Raw genomic sequence first — 21083 nt, forward strand, 5'->3', positions numbered from 1 at the left:
TATTTCCTGCGCCTCGTTTTTTAATCCAAAATCTAAAATCCAAAATTGGTATTATGTCTCATTTCACAACTATAAAAGTCCAAATCAAACGCGGTGAAATTCTGCATCAAGTGTTGCAAGAATTAAACTATCAAGTTGAATGCAACACGAATGTACGCGGATATCAAGGCGATACGACTCAAGCCGAGTATGTGATTCGTCAGAAGAATGGTTATGATTTAGGTTTTCGCCGCAGCGGTGAAAATTACGAAATAGTTGCAGACTTTTGGGGAGCAAAAATTAATCAACAGCAGTTTGTTAACTCCATCAGCCAAAAATATGCTCATAAAACCTTGATAGCAACAGTGCAAGAACAAGGCTTTAATGTTGAGGACGAAGAAGTTTTAGAAGATGGAACTGTGCGGGTAGTTGTAGGGCGTTGGTGTTAAATTAAGGCAATTTTCTGAGTTGGGGTATAACTTGGCAAAACATGACTTAGTGTTTTTTGGTCAACCTGCAAGTGACGTTCTAACACGGCAGAAATCACATCTCGAAAATCGGTAGCGATCGCTAAGTCTCTATTTTGGTAAAGTTGGGCTGTTGCTAATCCCGGCCATTCTCCATAAACTTTACCACCTCGTACTTTACCACCCAATACCCACATCACATTCCCATGTCCGTGATCTGTGCCACCGTTACCATTTTCTTGTACTGTGCGACCAAACTCAGACATCACCACAATTGCTGTATTTTGGTAAATTGGTCCTAAAGTTTGTACCATCGCAGCCAAACCTTCTGCTAATTTTTTTAGCCTCTGGGCTAACTGTCCTTGACTACCACCTTGATTAACGTGGGTATCCCAACCACCCACAGCCATAAACCCTAACTCAACTTTAGGGTCTTTAACCATCAGTCGGGCTAGCCGTTGGGCGTCTCTGGCAAAAGCATCGGGTAATGGCGCACCATTATTTGCCATCTTCATTTCATTATCCAAATCTTTCATGATGGCTTGACGCGCCATTCGTCCTTCTTGATAGGTTTGACTTAAGCTATCATTGCCACTATAAAGTCGGTCAAATGCTGCGCCTACTTGTGGACGATCCAGTGACAGAGAATTATTACCTCTTTGCCCTGATGGTAAGCTGGCTACAGACATCCGACCATGTAAAATCTGTGGTATTGTCTCTCCCACGCTTACTGCTTGGATGGGTGTTTTGTTGGAGATAGTACCTAATAAACGATTCATCCAACCATCCCCAGTTTTTTTTGTACCAGGAATACCGCTTTCCATATAGTATTGAGCATCAAAGTGGGAGCGAGTGGGATCGGGAGAACCACAAGCATGGACAAATGCTAGATTACTCTGTTGCCACAAGGGCATCAAGGAATTTAACGCTGGATGCAAGCCAAAGCGACCATCTAAATCTAGAACTCCCCCTTCCTTCCCTGGTTGGGGAATTGCAATTTTCGGTCTTGCTTGGTAATAAGCCGTCTCCGAATAGGGAACCACTACGTTTAAGCCATCAACTGCACCACGCAGAAAAATCACAATTAAGCGTTTTTGATTGCTATTGTCGCTAGCCGATCTAGCAACAATAGCGTTCGTTCCGATCGCGGCTATGGCTGAGGTGGAAAATATTCCTGCTTGGAGAAGAAAGTTACGTCTTTTCATATCACTTTAGTTTTGAGGCTGGAATTTCGAGTTTTGAGATTTTGCTGCTAACGATGCATAAATTCTGGACTACCTAAGATTAAAGCTGCCTGGAGTTGGGGCGGACTAGATGCGATCGCACTTTGGGTTTTACTAGATAAAGAGTTACCTAATGTATTAGTGAGTTGTAAGCTATCTACAGGAGATGGTTTTACTTTCACGGGTGGCAGAGTTACGCCAGCTACATTGTTAGCTGCACTTAATAGTGGTAATCTGCCGCTAGCGATCGCAGTAGCAAAGTTAAGCCGACGAGTCATAGCATCAGGGTTTAACCATGCCTCTTCTGTGTTTTTGTAGCCATCTGGAGTTGGACAACCATAAATGGGCATCCCTAACTGTTGGAGTAAATTAAATATTGGTCTGGTGTTATTGACTTCAACACCTGTAGCTCGCACCGCAGAGATAGCATATTGATAGGGTGTTTTAAACTTGGTATTAAAGTTTTTTGTCTCCCAAAATTCGGAACTGTGGAATAAAGTATCGAGGACATCTCGAATATTCCCATCGGTGGCGAGATAGCGCTGTGTTAGACGATTGACTAAAGTTGTGGGTGGGCGATCGCTGACGAAATACTGAGCTAGTTCGTAGCTAATATGACGGGCTGTAGCGGGGCTACGCGCTAAAATATCTAAGGCTTGTTCGCCCTCAGTCTCCCCACTGCCTTTAATAGTGGTTTTGAGAAAAACTTTGTCGCTAGGATCGTGGCGCTTGGGATCAAAGTAAAATCCGTTACTATTAATATTGGGCTGATTGGGACGAGCAATTCCCCAACCAGTTAAAATCTTTGCTAGAGCGATGACATCTTGCTGAGTATAGCCGCCATCTACGCCGAGAGTGTGTAATTCCATTAACTCACGGGCATAGTTCTCATTTAACCCCTGAAATCTACCACGCGCGCCAGGGCTACCAGGAGCAGTATTTTGCCAATTGTCTAAATAAAATAGCATAGCAGGATGGTGAGCCGTTGCACCTAAAAGGTCACGAAAACGCCCTAGAGTAAAGGGTCTGATGGCTTGTTGTTCATAGGCTCCGACTAAAAGGCGATCGCGTCCCTTAGCTGCATCCACATTAAAATGGTTATACCAAAAGTCCACCATGACTTCCTGGAGTTGCTTCGGACTGTTGGTAGCCTGTAATAATCGTGCTTGAATTGCTGCTTGAAGCACCCCTCTAGCTTTTTGCTGGGCGGCTTTCTTGGCTTCGGGGCTGAGTTTTTGCCCGGTTGTCCCATAAGCTAACAGTTGCATCGGATTCAGGCTGAGAGTTTCTAGCTGCGCCAGTTGACTTTTAAGGCTTGCTGATTCCGGGATCGTGTCAGGTGAAAGTTGCTCTTTAATGTAGCGGTCTACACCAATAGACTCGACTCGTTGCACATCTCCAGGGCGAGGTCCAAAACTCAGGCGGTTAACTATATGTAAAACTTTCGGATCGATAGATTGAGGCGCTGCATTACTGGGCGTAATCCCTAAGAAGAAAATTAACAGCGACATCACCAAGAATTTCGGCTTCGCAGTCATAGAGTTATTTTTACTTAATTGGACGATTGGAAGAATTGCGTTGCGGCTTGTACAAATGGTCAGCAAACTTTTGCCGTTGCTCTAAACTCAAAATTTCCCGAATCGCCAGGGTATTTTCAAATTGAGTATCAGCAAGCTGCTGCCTAAGAATTTTAAGTTGGTTGTATTTTGTTTGTACCTGTTCTTTAGAGTTTTTTCCTGCTAATAAATCGTGTAATTCTTGCTGTGCTTGCTGCACTGCCTGTCTTTTGGGTTTTATTTGATTTTGGGATTGACTGCGAATCGTTTTAATCTGTTGGATCTGTTGAGATGTCAAATTCAATTCCTGAAGCCAACCTGATTGCGGACGACGCTGAGGCGGTAAATTTGTAGAATTTTGTGCCAATTTGCTCGGTAAAAATGAACCGCTAGCTTGAGCAAAAGCACTAGCACCACCAATAGCAATGACGATCGCTGCTACCAGACACCAAGGACGTAAAATCATTAAATTCATCTCCTATAATTCAGCAAATTAATCAGCACTATCATCGGTAAAATGCCATACATAACTTTCTGTATGTTCGCTGACAGTCCCTTGCCAATTACTGTCAATGAAAGCTTCCAAATTGGCTAGTTCAGCTGCACTGGGTTTGGCTGGTACTAAAACACGGTAGCTAAATACAGAAGCCAGTAAGGAAGCAGCCATAACAGGTGGAACTAACCACAGCCGTGCAAGACGGCGTTGAGGTTTAACTATTGAAGTTTGCACCTGTTGTAAAATCTGTTGCTCTAAATCTGGGGAAGCTGGGGGGACTGGCGGACGATGCTTGCAAAGAAAATTAACCAGATTTTTATCATCATTGGGAAACTGACTCATAGTTGCACTCCTTGTTGTTGGAGAAATTGACGCATACCAGCACGAGCATGAAATAGACGAGATTTGACTGTTCCTAGAGGAATATCGAGAATTTCTGCTATCTCTTTTTGCGGTACTTCTTCCAAGTCATGCAAAACTAGTATCGTGCGATGATCGAAGCTTAAGTTGCTCAACCCCTGCTGCACCAAGTCTTGATAATGTAGAGCCATCAAATCTGGGGCTTCTTGTTGGGTAGGAGTATTTGCTGTGAGAGCCTTTAATTGAGTCCGCCGCTGAATTTCTGCTTGTCGCTGGTCGCAAGCTAAATTCCAAGCAATTCGATACAGCCAGGTCGAGAATTTTGCTGTTTGTCGAAACTTGGGTAATCCTTTCCAAGCCTTGACAAATACTTCTTGCACCAAATCATCAAGGCTGGATGGTTCGCATTGATATAAAATCGATCTCACCCGTTGCTGATGGCGACGATAAAGCAGCCCGTAACTTTGGATGTCACCTTGCAAGCACTGCTGTATCAGATAACTATCAGATTCGCTTGCGGATTTGCTGGATAATTGCCTATTCTTTGAAAGCTTTATTGGCACAACTAACACCTGAGGCACTCTCCTCCATCCGTTTGTAGCTTGTATTTATTAGACCGGATGGCAAAAGAAAAGGTTCAACAAGTCGCTGAATTTTGTCTATGGGGGTTGGGCATGGGGTATTAGGGACTTGCAAAAAAATATCTCACTGTTCACAATCAACACTTTGGCTCATTTCGGCTCATTTCGGCTCATTTCGACTCATTTCGACTACGCTCAATGACCAACGCTCAAATCGAGCGACTTGCACTGAGCGGCGTCGAAGTGAGTCGAGATTCAGTGGCCACAGTCAGCAACTTCAAGCGGTTGTTTTTATTTCTTAGAGTTTCCTTACTATATAGCAAGACAGTTCAGTGAAAGATTTCTTCCATCTCTGCGAGACGCTACGTGAATGCGGTTCCTTAAAAAATAACTTTGACAAAAAGTTTTAACCTTAACTGAACCTTATTGACTTAATATAGGAATCGTACTTGAATATTGCTAAGTATACTGAGAAACAACCTTTGTATGGCAAGCTTTTAGGCAATTTAGTTTTTCAGAACTCAAATATGAGTCCTATAGAGAACTTTCATGTGTCTACTAAACTGCTCTTCGACAAAATAGCTGCTAGAAAATTCACTTGCAAAAGAAACTTGATGAAAGTGATAATCTAAATTCAGCAAATTGTAGACAAGTCTTAAAAAATAATCATCTATCCAGAAATCTACATCAAATAGTGAAATACCATATTTTCCTTCCAACCTGCGATTTAAAGTTTTCAGTAGCCAAGACCATTGAGGTTTGAGTGTCGGATCGATGCGGTTTCCAAATACAGGATTAAAAAACTGATTCACTTGAGTTTTTCTGACATCAATCACTTTGGTTAATAAATCTGCCGCATTGATTGGAGATAAATTAAACCAATAATTAGCAACTACTAAATCATGTAAGTAAGCAACGACGATTTTCGGGTTTTCTTTAATAAACTGCGAGCGACATACAATTCCTCTAATTGATGGAATTCTTAAACTATTTGTTTGAGGAGATAAAGGTAGCTTTCTGACAAAAGTATATCCTTCTAAAATTGAGGCAAAGGTGTGACAACACACGTAAGCATCTATAGTTTTATTTGCCAAACTCTTACTTGCTTTACAAGGCTCCTCATTAACTAATCTACAATCTTTACTGATATCCAGATCGTAGATGTCAAAGAGAGTAATGATAAACCTATGAGCATTTGAACCAAATAAGGTAGAAATTCGTTTACCTTTAAGATCCTGAATAGTGTTTATCGAAGAATCTTTATGCAGAACAATATTTATATCTTGACCCAAAAGATTATATGAAGCAATCCCAATTAATTTAGAACCAAAACTTAAATCATCAAAGAATTGGCTACCATTATTCAAGAGAGAAATATCATCTAAAATACAAATATCTAATTCTCCCCGTTTCATTTGTTGATTCATTTGTTCTCCAGAAGCAAATTGCAGAATCTGTAACTCGAAATTTCGATTAATTTCAATATTTTTGAAAATAGTATTTTCGAGTGATGATGCTCTCTGTAAATCATAGATATACTTAGTCCCATACCCAGCAATAAACTGTCCGATAGAATTCCTCTGAATACCAATCCTTAAAATATTTTCTTCTTGGAGAGAAGAGCTACCTAAAATTATGTTTATATTAGGCAAACTTTTCAAATTTTCTTCATCAAGTCTAAAACTTCTCACCAAACCCTCTGCGGATATTAACAACTCACTAAAGCGAGGAACGTGCAGATAAATCCCATATTCATTAATATCTTGAATCGGCAGAGTTAAGACTTGGTATTGAGATATTATTTCAGCTTGACAAAAGTCAGGTAAGATAGTTAGCTTTTGATTTTTGGAAGCATAGTTGAGAACATCTTGATAACTGTTTAGCACTTGGACGCCACTTAATCTATTCATCAAAAATCCATTTTTAGATAGTTCTTGATGAATTTCATCTAAAAGCACAACATCAGCCAGGTCGATATCATTTATTTTAACTAAGCTATGCTCATTGAGATATTTAGTTGCACCGAAGGATACCAATAGCATTTTATGAGTTTTTAATCTAGTGCAGTGATGTTCTTCCTTATATCCAGCACAACTATTGAGTAATATATCTATTTTTAGGAGTTGAGAATTAGAAAAAAATCTAGTATTTTTAACCGTAATCTCTTTGATATTTCTACCTGGAAAACAAAGCTGAAATCGCTGCAAATATTGTTTCAGCCAGACTTCTAAAATTAAACTATTAGCCCCCAATATCAAATCTTCGCCTTCAGCGCTAAATGTTGCCTGAAATTCTTCTTGCAGATTTTCTATAGTTTCTACTACATGAAATGTCTGGGAAATCAATTTCTTGCCTTTACTAGTCAAGCATATAGAGCCAGGAGAGCGATTTAGCAGAATTACTCCAAAATAATCCTCGATTTGTTTGACTTTTTTACTAATTAATGCTTGGCTATACCCTAGTTTTTGTGCTGCTTTAGAGAAGCTACCACAGTCATCTACTGCTTTTAAAATTTTGATGTGGTTTAGGGTAATATCTTCGAGTTTAATCTTATTCATGCTAAGTAAGGCAAGATTTTTAATTACAACGGAATGAAGCTATTCTGCTGTTTATATTCGGAAATAATGAGTTTGTGGAAGCGAATAGTGTCTTCCAGCATCGATTCAAATTTAAGTATTATTAAGTCAACGCCAACAGCTTCGTATTTTTTCAGGCGGTTGCTAATAGTATAGCGATCGCCAACCAGTTGAGCAGATAAACCGAGATTGGCTTCAATGGTTTGACTGATGTCTAATTTGTTATGGGCAACTACATTCGGATCGATTTGCTCTTGAAAGTACTCGATCTGCTGCCAATCGGCAGAACGATAAATTGCTTCTAATCTGGCTTCGGCTTCGGCAGTATGTTCGCCAACGATGGCAAAGGCACTCATTGCGACTTTAATCTGACGCCCGTAGCGATCGCTAGCCAATTTTTTCACTTTCTGTACCAATGCTGCCGTTTTCTCTGGTTCATCAGCGTTGATAAATAGATAATCTCCCAGACGAGCCGCTAAGTTAATCGCCCTGTCTGATTCCCCAGCAATGAAAATGGGTGGTATTGGTGTCGGCCGATCTGCAAGAATACCACCCTTAATAGTGTAGTATCTGCCAACATAATTAAAGCCTTCAACTGTCCACAGACCTTTGATGACATCAATGTACTCTTCTAATCGGGCGTAGCGATCGCTATGAGGTAGCCAGATATCTCCATAGCTTTCTACTTCTAATTTCCACCAACCTGCAATACCACTCAGAGCAAATCTGCCATTACTAAGTTGATTTTGAATGTTTGCACTCAAGTTAGCCACCACCGCAGGTAGTTTAAAACCGGGTTGTACAGCCCCAACAATCTTGATATTCTTGGTATTTAAACTTGCCAAAGCTGCTGTAATCCAAGCATCAGCAACATTATAGTTAGGTCCATGAACTGCATTTAAGTAATGTTCAGGAATGTAATAGAAGTCATAACCTAACTCGTCTGCTTGAACTGCCAGTTTTAGCAAATCTTGGGTAGATAAATTAGGCTCATGGTTGACAACCCGCAACCATCCACCACAGACCGGCGACCAAATTCCAAACTGAAGTGCCATAAAACTTTTTCTTGTGCCTTTTTTTACGAGATACTTAAAAGTACTGTATCTATATCTGGTTACCGTGATTTAGTAGTTCACACTACCATATTTATTTCTGCTGTGTATAGTTGCAGATGACAAGCATTTATCACGATATGGAATAGTATCGATACTTTGTCGATTCCCGATTTATCATTGCTCTGACTGAATCAGGATAATAGCTAGCAAGTATAAAAAATAATTAAATACTCAGAAAAATTGGGCAGTATTCCAAAATGGAATATGGAAATGGAATTTCAGTATATAGAGTCACGACATCAGAAAAATCGTTGTGATAAAGTCTGATTCATTAAAAACTACGGTAGCAAGGTCGAGTTATGGTATATTACGACCATAAGAACCTGAAATTGTCTACTCTTAAACTCAGAGTAGTCTACAGCCGCTCTCAAGCTTTCGATTTTGACTAAGATTTTGCTCTATCAAGTTTTAGCTGATTTGTTACTGATGACAAATTCGGCTTTGTTCCTGCACGCGCAAACTTAGTTGAAGAAGGTAGGAGGCATGAAGCAGCAGTAACCCACCTTTGAAAGCGTGGGATTTAAGCAAGGATATTTTGTATCTCACGCTCAAGTCTAGTACCAGTGTCTTCTTTTTAAACTGGGTTTTTGACCCAGAAATAAAGTTTTCATTCATACTTCTTTCCTCCTACCTTCTGCTATAACCAAACAATTTCAATTACAAATGCACAATTATGGTAGATATTAAGTTCGCATACTGGATTCCTAACGTCAGCGGTGGGTTAGTTGTTAGCAAAATTCCCCAACGCACAGATTGGACTTACGAATATAATGCTCAACTAGCTCAGACAGCTGAAGAAGTTGGATTTGAGTATGCTCTAGCACAAGCCAGATTTATCGCTAGCTATGGCGCTGAGTACCAGCTAGAGGCACTTACAACTGTATCAGCTCTGGCTCCTGTCACCAAGAAATTGAAATTGATTGCAGCAGTTCACCCTGGATTATGGCATCCGGGAGTAGTTGCCAAAATTGGTGCTAGCATTGATTTTCTCTCTAACGGTCGGTTTGCTTTGAATGTCGTTAGCGGTTGGTTCAAAGATGAATTCACTATATATGGTGAACATTGGTTAGACCATGACGAACGTTATCGTCGTTCAGAAGAATTTATCCGCGTTCTCAAAGGTTTGTGGACTGAGGATGAGTTTCACTTTAAGGGCGACTTTTACCGCATTAACGGCGGTTGGGTGAAGCCTAGACCAGTTAATCAAAATCCACACCCAGAGATATTCCAAGGTGGTAACTCTAAAGCAGCTAGGCGAATGGCTGGCCGCGTCTCCGATTGGTATTTCATGAATGGGAACACCATAGAAGGTGTGAAAGAGCAGATTGCAGAGGTATCTGAATTAGCGAGTCTTGAAGGACGCACAATTAAGTTTGGTCTGAATTCCTTTATTATCGTGCGAGATACGGAAGCAGAAGCGCATGAAGTATTGCGCGATATTATTGCTCAAGCTGATGTGGAAGCTGTCAAAGGATTTGGCGAAGCAGTAAAACAGGCGGGATCTTCTACTCGTGAAGGTCAGGGAATGTGGGCGAATTCCAATTTTGAAGACTTGGTGCAGTATAACGATGGCTTCCGGTCAGGCTTGATTGGCACTGCTGAGCAAGTAGCTGAAAAGATTCGCCAGTTCCATGCAGTGGGAGTCGATCTAATTCTTGGCGGCTTCTTACACTACACAGATGATTTGCCAGCATTTGGTAAAACGGTAATACCAATTGTGCGCGAACTTAAAGCTAATCGTCGGACAGCTGATGAGTTGGTTAGGGTATAAACAGGAGGCAGAAGGCAGATTTAAAAACTGTTTATATCTGATTTGGAGTCTAGCATTCTGTACATGATTTACTTGCAAACTGCTATACTTTGTGGGTTTTGTGGATTGAAGCTGTTATCTAAAACAGCTACATCCACTCCTACAGCAAATACCAACGCTTAATACACGTTCAAACGCGAAAAAGAGTTTGATGTAATATTCCACTATTTTGAGCGATCGCTTTTGCCCATCAACAACAAATATTAGATGGGCTAGATATCCATCCCTCAAATAGGATGTACCGATCGAATACAGATATTTTGCTTTGTCTCATAGTCATGACGATTATGAGTCACTCAATCACAATCAAGGGGTTTTACCATGACATCAATAATCAACACAGAACAGAAGGCGCATATTATTCAGAATGACCAAGAAGCGATCGCGATCGCTCACGAATTAGCAGCTGAGTTTGCCAAGGGAGACTCAGAACGCGATCAAAATCGGCGTTTACCTGCTGAGGAAGTAGAAAAGTTTTCGCAAAGTGGATTGTGGGGAATTACGGTTCCTAAAGAATATGGTGGAGCTTTTGTATCAAATGCAACCCTAGCAGAAGTAATTAAAATCATCTCCGAAGCCGATTCTAGCCTCGGTCAAATTCCCCAAAACCATCTTTACATGGTGGAAGCAGTCCGGTTGGATGGCACTGATGAACAGAAAAAGTTCTTCTTTGATTTAGTTCTACAAGGTAAGCGCTTTGGTAATGCCTTCTCGGAAATTGGCACTAAGTCTGTGACTGATGTCCAAACAAAATTAACACCAGATGGATCTAACTTCGTACTCAACGGACGCAAATACTACTCTGCTGGGGCATTACTAGCACATTGGGTTCCTGTCATTGCCAGTAATCCAGATGGTAAGACAGTGGTGGCATTTGTAGAGCGGGATGCCGAAGGATTGACCCTACTTGATGATTGGACGAGTTTTGGACAGCGTACCACCGCTAGCGGCACTACCATTATTGAAAATGTGAAAGTTAAAGCAGAACACGTGATTCCGCACTACTTAGCTTTTGAGCGGGCAACACCAATGGGTGCGATCGCGCAAATTATCCAAGCCGCCGTAGATGTGGGAATTGCCAAAGCCGCAGTCCGTGACACCATCTACTTTGTCCGCAACCATACTCGCCCTTGGGTTGACAGCAATTTAGAAAAAGGTTACGAAGACCCCCTGACACTGTACAACTTAGGCAATGTCCAAATTCAGGTTCACGCTTCTGAAGCATTGCTGCGTCGTGCAGGCGAATTTCTGGACATCGCCAACGAGTCAGGTTTAGAAGAACCCAAGGTAGTTGAAGCATCGATCGCAGTTGCTGAAGCCAAAGCCTTAGCCACCGAAGCAGCATTACTAGCTACCAACAAATTGTTTGAACTAGCAGGTACTAAGTCCACATTGGAGGAATTCAACTACAATCGCCACTGGCGCAATGCCCGCGCTCACACACTCCACGATCCCGTGCGTTGGAAGTACTACGCTGTTGGTAACTACTTCCTCAATGGTGTCTATCCCCCGCGCCATCCTTGGTTGTAATTGCCGCATTCTCTACTGGGGTGAAGCTTTGAGAATTAACATTTACCAGTTCAAAGCCTCTCTCCGCTTGCCTAACGGCAGGCTAACGCCAACGGGGAGAGGTTTGGAGAGGGGTCAAAATCTATGGTTATACATGAGAAATCAATACTTATGTATTTTTCTTTTTTTGTATGAAACCACTCTGCTTTCCGTTTCAGGGAGGGAGAGGTTTATGGAACTCACGTTAATTTAGCTTTCATATCTGCATTTGTTATCTCACACAAAGGCGGAGAAAAGAATATAGAAGTGCGATCTAAATAAATGAAAACATTCTCAAATCTTACTCTCTGCATCAAGCAAATTCACATTCTCAATCAGCAACGCCAAAATTTGTAACGTTGCTGAGATGATTCAAAAGGTGAAGGTTGTTCTGACAGTGCCAATTACCGCATCTTTATTGTCATTGTTTTGAGCAGGAGCCGTGATCCAAATTACGCCAGGGGTGATGGCAATATTATCTGTAAGCTGATACTTATAAAAGCCTTCAATGTGTAAGGATAAATCGTTTGCAGGTGCTGGATTACCACCCCGATAAGGTTCTGCACCCACAAGAACACCACCAAGGTTGCCTTGTTTACCTAAATCTGGGAATGCCAATCCCAAAGCATAGTACCAAATATCTGCACTACCACTACCTGCCAGATTCTTGGCGTTAGTGTAGCCAAAGAACCCATTGACTGCAAATCGAGGACTAAATTTATAGAAAGCTTCGACTCCATAAGAGTTGGTAATGGTTCGCTCAAATGGAGTATTGGCTTGTTGTGTTCCGACAAGTGTAAAACCACTTCCCAGGTCAAATATTGCTCCCCGATTTTGGTAGGCATTTACATAAGTCAAACCAATGCCAGAGTTTTTGTTTGGGTTCCATGCTATTTGTCCAAATGCACTATATTGACCATTAAAAAAACCACTGTCTGGCTGAGGACTGGCATGATCTCCTGCTAAGTAAGCCAAGCTCAATACCAATTCGTCACTTAATCGATAATTGAATCCCCCACCAGCACCACCACCAATTCGGTAGATAGGACTAGACGAAGCAAATTCTGTCAAAGCGCGATCGCCGCCTGTGGCACTATCGAGATAGGGACTCAGAGTCGGAACAAAGTCAAAAAATACTCCGTTTACAGCTCCTATATAAGCATCGATTTTGCTACCAACTGGGAAATAGTAAGAGAGCCAATCTACAGATAGGCTGTTGTTACTAGGAGCAAGATTGAAGGTTTGCAAACCTTCGGCTGAACCACCAGGAAGCTGCAAAATAGTAGTGTTTCCAGTACTTAGACGAGTATTTAAAGTGTCTTTACCTGTAAAGCTAGTTTTGAAAACGAGGCGAACTCTATCTTGAAAAACTGTGTTATCACCATTAACTGAACCTTGAAAGGCATTCGTAATCACAAAGATGGCTTCTGCAGAAAGCTTTGTAGTTGTGGAAAACTGATTGGCTTCTAGTTCCGCAGTACGAGATTCTAAACTATCAACACGACCTCGTAGAGTTGCTAGTTCAGCAGTAAATTCTTCTTGCAGCCTTTGTACAGTAGTTAAGTCTTCTTTGGTAACTAAGTCAGATGTAGCTGTTGCAATTAGCTCGTTGATTCGAGATAAACAAGCATTTAAACCTGCTGCAAATTCATAGCGAGTGATGGCGCGGTTTCCTCGATAAGTGCTATTTGGATACCCCGCAATACATCCATAACGCTCAACTAAAGACTGGAGTGCTTGAAAAGCCCAATCAGTTGGTTGCACATCTGAAAACTGAGATACAGATGTTACCTGAGACATACTGTTTATCTGTTGGATATTTGCATCACTATTGATTACAGGAATTTTAGGAGTTTGGGCGATGGTTGTTACCGAGGAATTATCCCCAAAATTGGTAGTCTCAGCCACTAAATTCCTGTCTTCAGCATGGGCTGATGTGCTGGCTAGCAAAGTAGCCCCCATAATCACCGATTCCATAAATAAATTATGAAATGAACGATTGAACATTTCTCTCACTCCTCACATTTTTGGTTTGAAAAATTTAGTGCAAGTCATCAGACATTTCAGTGACTTGCCAAGCTATAAGATTATGGCTGTCCTTGAAAAATGTTGATTTATTCTAACAATCGAAAATTTTGACTAATATCGTTATAATCCCAGATATATCAGTGAATATCTGATATTTGAATCTGCATATTTTAGTGGAGAAAAGATTTGTTTTTACAAAACTATAATCCTTAGACAAGCTGACCTATTTGCTAAGGAAATATCTATCTGTAAAAATATTTTAGTTTTAGACAAAAATTAGACTCTTTTGCCCATTAGTGACTATCTACTGTTTACCTATACAGTTTAAGCAGATTATTGGATTCGATTTATTAATATTGCATATATGCTCTTGAAAAACAAGTAGATTAGAATATTTTTTATTTTTTACTCTTAACCAAGTATTTTTTCATATTGTGCTAACATCCTCTCGATCGAGCAAAGTTAATTTAATTTAAACTTGCCTTATTAGTTAAAATATGCAATTATATTTCTATTAGTACGGTAGTTATATCAAAATACTGTAAATTAAAATTTTTCCAGCCAAATTTATAGTTGCTCCTCACAGAAGGTTACCAGGAGAAGTTGCAAGATATGCAATTAATCGAAACGAAAGAGTCTCAAAATTATCTCAATTTAGCTAAGTCTTTAGCAAAGGAATTTGACCAGACTGCTGTCGAGCGGGATGCCAAAGGGGGAACACCAAAACATGAACGCGATCGCTTGCGCCAAAGCAACTTGCTGAAACTGATTGTACCCACAGAGTACGGTGGTTTAGGGCAAAGCTGGATTACTGTTTTGCAAATTACCCGCGAGTTTGCCAAAGTTGATAGTTCCATTGCTCACGTCTTTTCTTACCACCATCTAGGTGTAGTTATTCCTCATATCTTTGGTTCAGCGGAGCAAAAACAGCGGTATTACTCAGAAACTATTCACAATAATTGGTTTTGGTGCAATGCCCTTAACCCTTTAGATAAAAGAACTACTCTGACACCAGAAAATAATTATTTCCGTCTCAACGGTATTAAAAGCTTTTGCTCTGGCTCTCAAGACTCGGATATATTGCCGATCGCTGCAACTCATCAAGAAACTGGTGAATTGAGTATTCTAGTAATTCCCACCCAACGGCAAGGCGTTACTGTTAATCATGATTGGAATAATATTGGGCAACGACAAACAGACAGTGGTAGTGTCACTTTTGAAAATGTGTTGGTGTACCCTAACGAAATTCTTGGTAGTAGAGACAAACCCAGTCAACCCTTCAACACTATTCGCGCTTGCTTAACTCAATTGAATCTTGCTAATATCTACCTGGGAATTGCCCAAGGAGCATTTGAAGCAGCTAAAACATATACTTCCACTAATACAAAACCTTGGCTGACATCAAGTGTAGAGAGTGCAACCAAAGATCCTTACATCCTCCAGCACTATGGCAAAATTTGGGTTGAACTCCAAGCGGCTAAGAGCTTGACTGAGCAAGCAGGAGAACTACTACAAGCAGCTTGGGAAAAAGAATGGTCACTTACCGCAGAACAACGGGGAGAATGTGCGTTGAGTGTAGCTACTGCCAAAGTTGCAGCGACTAGAGTCGGTTTAGATATTACTAATCGCATCTTTGAAGTTATGGGCGCACGTGCTACTAATGCAAAATATGGCTTTGACCGCTATTGGCGTAATCTCCGCACGTTCACTCTTCACGATCCAGTAGATTACAAAATCCAAGACATAGGAAACTGGGCGTTAAATGATGAACTGCCAAAACCAAACTTTTATTCATAGTTTTTTCCTTGTAGGATGACAAAACACTCTATAAAGAGTAAAGGATAAAGATTTTAGCAATTTGTAGTAACTATGTTTTGCTGTACTGTACCCGCAGTTGATCAATGTAATCGCTATACTGCTCTGCTAGACTTTGATCGTGTAACACGACGATATTTTCTGCATTCTGTGTAGCACTGCGAGAAAAGTTAAAACTGCCACTCACCACAATGTTGTCACAGACCACAACCTTATTGTGCATAAAGTTATGCTTGCTATCTGGTTTATAAGGCTCGGAGTGCTTACCAACTAGATGGGATGACACCTCTTTAAAAGTTTCAGCAACACCTACACTTGCTTCTGTTTTCTCCCAAAGTTTTACCACATGAGACATTTGTGTTGCATCATACACTCCAGTTATATCTTTCACCTGTTTGTGTCTCAGGGCATCATCGAGGGCAGCTAGAATTGTATGAGAAGTAATCATCATAGAAGCAATTTTGATTCGCTTTTTTGCTGAACCAATCAAACTAGAAATGATATGGTCAATCGTCTGACCTTCCCCTGGCGAAAAAGCGAAATCAACTTCAATTGAACCAATATAAACTTTACCAATATCTCCAACACCTGTGGTCTTAATATTCCCACTCACCCACAATTCCTGAAAATCGGTTTCATAGTATGAGCAAAGCTGCGGCGAAGAAATTTGTAATATATTGTTATCTTGGTAAGTCCAAGCATCGTCTGTGAAATTGGCTGAACCAGTCCATAAAGTTGCTTGGGGGGTATTCACATCTCGGATTACATATTTATTATGCATCAGCTTTGAACCAGCAATGCTCTTGATTTCAACTTGAGTTCCCTCAAATACACTTTCTAGGAATGCTTTAGTTCCTTTCGGTGCTGGATCGCTACCACTAGCGATGAAAGCCTCAACTGTTTTAGTTTCAGGTTTTCCATGATCAAAGGCAATCCTCACTTTGACACCCGCTTGGGCTTTGTTCTTAAGTGCTGTAATTACAGGCTCTGCAAGGGTTGATTCCGTTAAACGAAAATCATAGATTGCAATGTGCAGATTGGACTTTGCTCCATCAATAAACTCGGCTAATTGCTGTGCAATCTTTTGTGGTTGCCCTTTCTTTCCACCATGATTTACATCTGTTAAGAAAGTTGGATTAATTGCTGAACTCACTTTTTTGGACATAAGTCACTTATTTTTTATTATTTGCTTTTACTTTACTTCAAATTTGTGAACCAGTTTGGCAAATAAATGAAGCCAGAATATTAAATAAATCTGAAGTTTATCGAAAAATCATAGAGATTAATATTTGGCGTTCCTGAGTTTAACCTTAGTATTAGTAGGAGATTGTACCATTTTGTAACTGCGTACTTATTTAGGCTTTTTGACTTAGTAAAGGAATTTCAATAGAAAATTCTGTGCCTTGCCCCAGCTCAGATACAAAAGAGAGAGTCCCACCATGTTTTTCCTCAATAATTTGCCGACTTATAGATAAACCCAAGCCTGTACCCTTTCCTACAGGTTTGGTAGTAAACATTGGTTCAGATAACCGTTCTTTGACTTCTTTTGTCATACCGATGCCATTATCGGCAATTTTAATTACTACAATTGAGCCTTGCTCATGTAGAGCAGTGCGAATTGTGATTTGTCCTTTTTCTTCTACCGATAACAAATGAACGCCACTTGCTGCAATTTTGGAAAAGTTTGCAACATAGTTGTTCTTAGTTACCAATGACTCCTCTATAGCATCTATTGCATTCGCCAGGAGATTCATAAAAACTTGATTCAGTGGGCCTGGGAAACATTCTACCGGTGGCAAAGTTCCATAATCTTTAATAATCTGAATTTCGGAACGTTCTGAGTTTGCTTTTAACCGATATTGTAAAATCAATAGTGTACTATCAATACCTTCATGAATATCGATAGGTTCTACTACTGAATCATCGCGCCGTGAAAAATGCCTAAGAGAATGAATCATCTGTGCTAGGCGCTTTGTTCCTTTGTACATAGACGACATAATTTGCGGAGAATCTTGGATTAAGAAATCAATATCAATGTCATCTATTTTTTGCTTAATTTCTAGTTCAGGGTTGGGATAATATTGTTGATAAAGTTGACACAAATCAATAAAATTTTGGATGTATTCAGAGGTGTGATTAAGATTTCCTAAAATGAAATTGACTGGATTGTTAATTTCATGGGCAATTCCAGCAACTAACTCACCAAGGGTAGACATCTTTTCTTGTTGTACTAGACGAACCTGAGCTTGCTGCAAATTATGAAGTGCTTGAGATAGTTGAAAAGTACGTTCTTCTACCCTTTGTTCTAACTCCTGAGTCAGCTTTTGTAACTTAGTTTCAACTGCGAGACGGTCGGCTATTTCTTGTTGAAGTTGCTGATTATGAGTTTGGAGTTGCTTAGTTAGATTACGGATTTGGAGGTGTGTTTTGATACGAGCCAGTACTTCTTCATGCTCAAATGGTTTAGTAATGTAATCTACTGCTCCCAAACTCAAACCCTTTACTTTATCGACAGTTTCAGAGAGAGCTGTCATAAAAATTATGGGGATATCACAAGTTACAGGATTTAACTTTAAATGCTGGCAAGCTGTAAATCCGTCAATTCCAGGCATCATGACATCTAAAAGTATGATATCAGGACAGGCGTATTCAGCTTGAGCGATCGCGCCCTCACCATTCACAGCAATCAATATCTCCCAACCTGTATCCATTAAGGCTTCAGATAGTACTTCCAAATTATTGGGATTATCATCCACAATCAAAATAACCCCTGTCTCCAGAAGAGGTATATTCATTGTTCTTCTCCTCGATATGGTTGAATAAATTCCCTAATTTTTTGAATTTGAAAGCTTTTAGCAAATTGCTCTAATTGTTCAGCAAATAGTATAAACTTCTCATCCAAAAGTTTCAACTTTTGGGCTTGCTCTCGGATGCCTTTGATATTACCTCTCATCGCCAACTCAAATAGTTTCTCGATTTCTTCAAGCGGTGGAGCAATTAAGCCACTCTCTGCTACCGAGGAATCAACAGAAGTAACTTTTAGATTTTGGGCTTCGTTGACTCCTTGTTGACTCTGGGGAAAATCATAAATCCACTCAAATTGTAAGTGTTTCTGTAACTTCTGGAACAATTCATCTACTTGCACTGGCTTCGGCAGAAAATCGTTGCCACCTACCTCTAAACTCTGATGCCGATCAGATTTAAATACGCTGGCAGATGAAACAAGTATTGGTAAATTATCAAATGGCAAAATCCGCAAGTGATGGATCATTTCCAAGCCATTCATGACTGGCATAGACAAGTCGGTTATAATTAAATCAGGTTTCCATTCGACTGCTTTATCTAAGCCGTCTTGACCATTAGTTGCCTCCGTTATTTCAAAGCCAATATCACCTAATAAATTGACAATAAGAGAACGGTTTTCCCCATTATCATCTACAATCAAAATTTTCCGCTTATCGCCCGTAATCCCAACAATTGTGCTTTTAGTAGGTACGACAGAACTATTTTTGTTATAGATACTATTTAGTGTCGCACTTACAGGTTTTTCTGGTACAGTTTCATAAACCCATTCAATTTGTAAATATTTTTCTAACTTCTGAAGTAAATCATCAGCATGTACAGGTTTAGGTAGAAAATCGTCTGCACCAACTCCTAAACTTTTATGTTGGTCAGATTCAAAGACGCTGGCAGATGAAACTATGATAGTCAAGTTCTGAAACTCTTCTTGCTGGCGGAGGCGACGTGTTAATTCAAAGCCATCCATTACTGGCATTGTCAAGTCTGTAATGATTAAGTCAGGCAGAAATTCCATAGCTTTATCTAAGCCTTCCTGACCGTCACTTGCTTCTATAATTTCAAATCCAATCTCCTCTAATAGATTCACCACAACAGAACGGTTTTCCCACTTATCATCAACAATTAGGATTTTCTTCCGATCGGTGGCAATTCCAACAATTTTGCCAGCAGCCATGACTCTACCTGATTGTATCCAATCCACTGATTCTTGCAAATCCAAGTCAATCCAAAAAGTGCTACCCTGACCTATTTCACTTTTTACTTGGATTGTACTATCCATTAATTGCACAATCTTTTGACTAATAGCTAAACCTAAGCCAGTACCTTCTGATTGCTTTTTAATTTCTCCGACTTGCTCAAATGGGAAAAATATTTTCTCTACCTGTTCTTGACTCATGCCAATTCCCGTATCGATGATTTGAAATCGAATTCTATGAATTGGTTTTTGGTTACTTTCATTTACTAATAATTGGTCTACAAAGTTAATAGTAAATCTCACTCCTCCTTTCTCAGTAAATTTAATAGCATTACCAAGTAGATTAATTAAGACTTGTCGCAATCGTTTTTCATCTGCCCAAATGCCAATAGGTAGTTCTGAAGTTGGTTGGTAAATGAAGGAAATACCTTTTTGTTCAGCACGAATCCGACAAATTTCTACGACACTCTGGAGAAACGCTGGAAAATGGAAATCGCTTTTGTAAAGTTCCATTCTCTGGGCTTCTATTTTAGATAAATCTAAAATGTCGTTAATTAGTGTTAATAGGTGTGAACCACACTGGTGAATAATTCTTAATCCATCCTGCTGTTTATCAGTTAAAGTTTTATCTCGTTGCAGAATTTGAGCATAACCCAGAATACCGTTAAGAGGGGTTCGCAACTCATGGCTCATGTTAGCTAAGAACTCACTTTTGGCACGATTTGCCGTATCAGCAAGTTCTTTTTTTAACTCTAGGGAGCTATAGGACTCAGCTAACGTTGCTGCCATTTGGTTAAAAGCTTCTGCTAGTTGTTGAATTTCGTCTTTGGTTTGAATATTCAGACGATATTCTAGATTTCCATTTCCAATTTTTGCTGCTCCTTGTTGTAGTTTTTGAATCGAGCGGATTACTGGTAGGAGGATCAGCAATAACTGACCGACAAAAACTAAAAGGATGGACAAAAGCAGAATTTGTCTAGCAAGTTGAGTATTCTGTTTAAAGTTATTAAATTCTTGCTTGGCTAAACTATCCTGTTGCTGAAGCTTTTGAGTTAATAACTTTAAGTAGAGTTCAATATCCCGAGAAAAAGCGTTGATTACTCGAAAATCCTGTTGAGATTCAGCTAATTCTAAGGGTTTATCTGTGTTAGATTGATTAGTTAATTCGATTATTAGATTGGCAAGCAAGCTATGGCGATCGCGTATCTTGACTAACTCTGAATTTATCTTTGGCTCTAAATTTTGTAACTCAGCCAAATTTTTAGTAAATCCAGATAGAGCTTCCTGATATTTCACCAGATTGGAAGCATCGCGTTTGAGCAAGATCATGTCTTTGAGCGCGGCTACTTCGTTATTCAAAGAGAGGTTTATTTGCAGGATAGTCGTCAAAGCCTGAGTATTTTTTGCCTGAGTATCCTGTGCTTTTTGTTCTGCTTGCCTGATAAAGAGGTCGCCTCCAATTTGGGTAGAGGCAACCAGTCCCAGAACGATCGCAGATGACCCAATACATTTGGTCGTTATCCGCATATCTTGAT

15 protein-coding genes are annotated in these 21083 nt (G+C 40.0%); 4 read left to right on the top strand and 11 right to left on the bottom strand.

Translation table 11 applies throughout. From position 1 onward, the window contains the following. Positions 1-53 precede the first annotated feature (53 nt). Positions 54-428 (top strand): DUF1257 domain-containing protein, encoded by a 375-nt coding sequence (locus ACFG4S_RS07770; RefSeq protein ID WP_392534246.1) that lies wholly within the window; start codon positions 54-56, stop codon positions 426-428. Here ACFG4S_RS07770 and ACFG4S_RS07775 read toward each other — a convergent pair. From ACFG4S_RS07775 to ACFG4S_RS07805, 7 genes are all read right to left on the bottom strand, one after another. Further along, on the bottom strand, positions 425-1651 hold the full coding sequence (locus tag ACFG4S_RS07775) for a DUF1501 domain-containing protein (RefSeq protein WP_392534247.1): 1227 nt from the start codon (positions 1649-1651) through the stop codon (positions 425-427). The two genes, ACFG4S_RS07770 and ACFG4S_RS07775, sit on opposite strands and share 4 nt — an antisense overlap. A 47-nt stretch (positions 1652-1698) precedes the next feature. Continuing rightward, entirely contained in the window at positions 1699-3207 is a 1509-nt protein-coding gene (locus tag ACFG4S_RS07780) for a DUF1800 domain-containing protein (protein WP_392534248.1), read from the bottom strand. A 10-nt stretch (positions 3208-3217) separates the two neighbouring features. Continuing rightward, entirely contained in the window at positions 3218-3700 is a 483-nt protein-coding gene (locus tag ACFG4S_RS07785; protein WP_392534249.1) for a Spy/CpxP family protein refolding chaperone, read from the bottom strand. Between the two features lie 18 nt (positions 3701-3718). Then, positions 3719-4063, bottom strand: a complete 345-nt coding sequence (locus tag ACFG4S_RS07790) for a hypothetical protein (protein ID WP_392534250.1) — start codon at positions 4061-4063, stop codon at positions 3719-3721. After that, the gene (locus tag ACFG4S_RS07795; RefSeq protein WP_392534251.1) at positions 4060-4644 is read right to left on the bottom strand and encodes a sigma-70 family RNA polymerase sigma factor; all 585 of its coding nucleotides are present in this window, start codon (positions 4642-4644) and stop codon (positions 4060-4062) included. Before ACFG4S_RS07795 ends, ACFG4S_RS07790 begins: the two co-directional genes overlap by 4 nt. A 539-nt stretch (positions 4645-5183) precedes the next feature. After that, complete coding sequence (locus ACFG4S_RS07800; protein ID WP_392534252.1) at positions 5184-7220, bottom strand: LysR family transcriptional regulator; 2037 nt, start codon at positions 7218-7220, stop codon at positions 5184-5186. Positions 7221-7243: 23 nt separating this feature from the next. Next, complete coding sequence (locus ACFG4S_RS07805) at positions 7244-8293, bottom strand: LLM class flavin-dependent oxidoreductase (RefSeq protein ID WP_392534253.1); 1050 nt, start codon at positions 8291-8293, stop codon at positions 7244-7246. Between the two features lie 733 nt (positions 8294-9026). Between ACFG4S_RS07805 and sfnG the strand changes: the two genes are divergently transcribed. Beyond that, positions 9027-10124 carry a dimethylsulfone monooxygenase SfnG gene (gene sfnG / locus ACFG4S_RS07810; RefSeq protein ID WP_392534254.1) on the top strand — a complete coding sequence of 366 codons (1098 nt, stop codon included), beginning with the start codon at positions 9027-9029 and terminating at the stop codon, positions 10122-10124. A 360-nt stretch (positions 10125-10484) separates the two neighbouring features. Continuing rightward, positions 10485-11693, top strand: coding sequence for an SfnB family sulfur acquisition oxidoreductase (locus tag ACFG4S_RS07815; protein ID WP_392534255.1), 1209 nt, complete (start codon positions 10485-10487; stop codon positions 11691-11693). Between the two features lie 390 nt (positions 11694-12083). Here ACFG4S_RS07815 and ACFG4S_RS07820 read toward each other — a convergent pair whose 3' ends face one another. Beyond that, positions 12084-13718: an iron uptake porin gene (locus ACFG4S_RS07820; protein ID WP_392534256.1), complete on the bottom strand. Its 1635-nt coding sequence runs from the start codon at positions 13716-13718 to the stop codon at positions 12084-12086. Positions 13719-14351: 633 nt separating this feature from the next. On the opposite strand from ACFG4S_RS07820, the gene ACFG4S_RS07825 reads away from it, so the two are divergent. Further along, positions 14352-15536, top strand: coding sequence for an acyl-CoA dehydrogenase family protein (locus tag ACFG4S_RS07825; RefSeq protein WP_392534257.1), 1185 nt, complete (start codon positions 14352-14354; stop codon positions 15534-15536). A 70-nt stretch (positions 15537-15606) separates the two neighbouring features. Here the strand turns inward: ACFG4S_RS07825 and ACFG4S_RS07830 are convergent, their stop codons facing one another. The 3 genes from ACFG4S_RS07830 to ACFG4S_RS07840 form a co-directional block, all read right to left on the bottom strand. Next, positions 15607-16719: a phosphatidylserine/phosphatidylglycerophosphate/cardiolipin synthase family protein gene (locus ACFG4S_RS07830; RefSeq protein WP_392534258.1), complete on the bottom strand. Its 1113-nt coding sequence runs from the start codon at positions 16717-16719 to the stop codon at positions 15607-15609. A gap of 190 nt (positions 16720-16909) precedes the next feature. After that, entirely contained in the window at positions 16910-18349 is a 1440-nt protein-coding gene (locus ACFG4S_RS07835; protein WP_392534259.1) for a response regulator, read from the bottom strand. Next, positions 18346-21075 carry a response regulator gene (locus ACFG4S_RS07840; protein ID WP_392534260.1) on the bottom strand — a complete coding sequence of 910 codons (2730 nt, stop codon included), beginning with the start codon at positions 21073-21075 and terminating at the stop codon, positions 18346-18348. The genes ACFG4S_RS07835 and ACFG4S_RS07840 overlap by 4 nt, the downstream gene beginning before the upstream one ends. Positions 21076-21083 lie beyond the last annotated feature (8 nt).

This window comes from Nostoc sp. C117 (assembly GCF_043099735.1).
Taxonomy (GTDB): domain Bacteria; phylum Cyanobacteriota; class Cyanobacteriia; order Cyanobacteriales; family Nostocaceae; genus Nostoc.

What these genes read in the sequence shown, in the direction of transcription:
- ACFG4S_RS07770 (WP_392534246.1), top strand. Translation starts at nt 54, where the DNA reads ATGTCTCATTTCACAACTATAAAAGTCCAAATCAAACGCGGTGAAATT.
- ACFG4S_RS07775 (WP_392534247.1), bottom strand. Translation starts at nt 1,651, where the DNA reads ATGAAAAGACGTAACTTTCTTCTCCAAGCAGGAATATTTTCCACCTCA.
- ACFG4S_RS07780 (WP_392534248.1), bottom strand. Translation starts at nt 3,207, where the DNA reads ATGACTGCGAAGCCGAAATTCTTGGTGATGTCGCTGTTAATTTTCTTC.
- ACFG4S_RS07785 (WP_392534249.1), bottom strand. Translation starts at nt 3,700, where the DNA reads ATGAATTTAATGATTTTACGTCCTTGGTGTCTGGTAGCAGCGATCGTC.
- ACFG4S_RS07790 (WP_392534250.1), bottom strand. Translation starts at nt 4,063, where the DNA reads ATGAGTCAGTTTCCCAATGATGATAAAAATCTGGTTAATTTTCTTTGC.
- ACFG4S_RS07800 (WP_392534252.1), bottom strand. Translation starts at nt 7,220, where the DNA reads ATGAATAAGATTAAACTCGAAGATATTACCCTAAACCACATCAAAATT.
- ACFG4S_RS07805 (WP_392534253.1), bottom strand. Translation starts at nt 8,293, where the DNA reads ATGGCACTTCAGTTTGGAATTTGGTCGCCGGTCTGTGGTGGATGGTTG.
- sfnG (WP_392534254.1), top strand. Translation starts at nt 9,027, where the DNA reads ATGGTAGATATTAAGTTCGCATACTGGATTCCTAACGTCAGCGGTGGG.
- ACFG4S_RS07815 (WP_392534255.1), top strand. Translation starts at nt 10,485, where the DNA reads ATGACATCAATAATCAACACAGAACAGAAGGCGCATATTATTCAGAAT.
- ACFG4S_RS07820 (WP_392534256.1), bottom strand. Translation starts at nt 13,718, where the DNA reads ATGTTCAATCGTTCATTTCATAATTTATTTATGGAATCGGTGATTATG.
- ACFG4S_RS07825 (WP_392534257.1), top strand. Translation starts at nt 14,352, where the DNA reads ATGCAATTAATCGAAACGAAAGAGTCTCAAAATTATCTCAATTTAGCT.
- ACFG4S_RS07830 (WP_392534258.1), bottom strand. Translation starts at nt 16,719, where the DNA reads ATGTCCAAAAAAGTGAGTTCAGCAATTAATCCAACTTTCTTAACAGAT.
- ACFG4S_RS07835 (WP_392534259.1), bottom strand. Translation starts at nt 18,349, where the DNA reads ATGAATATACCTCTTCTGGAGACAGGGGTTATTTTGATTGTGGATGAT.
- ACFG4S_RS07840 (WP_392534260.1), bottom strand. Translation starts at nt 21,075, where the DNA reads ATGCGGATAACGACCAAATGTATTGGGTCATCTGCGATCGTTCTGGGA.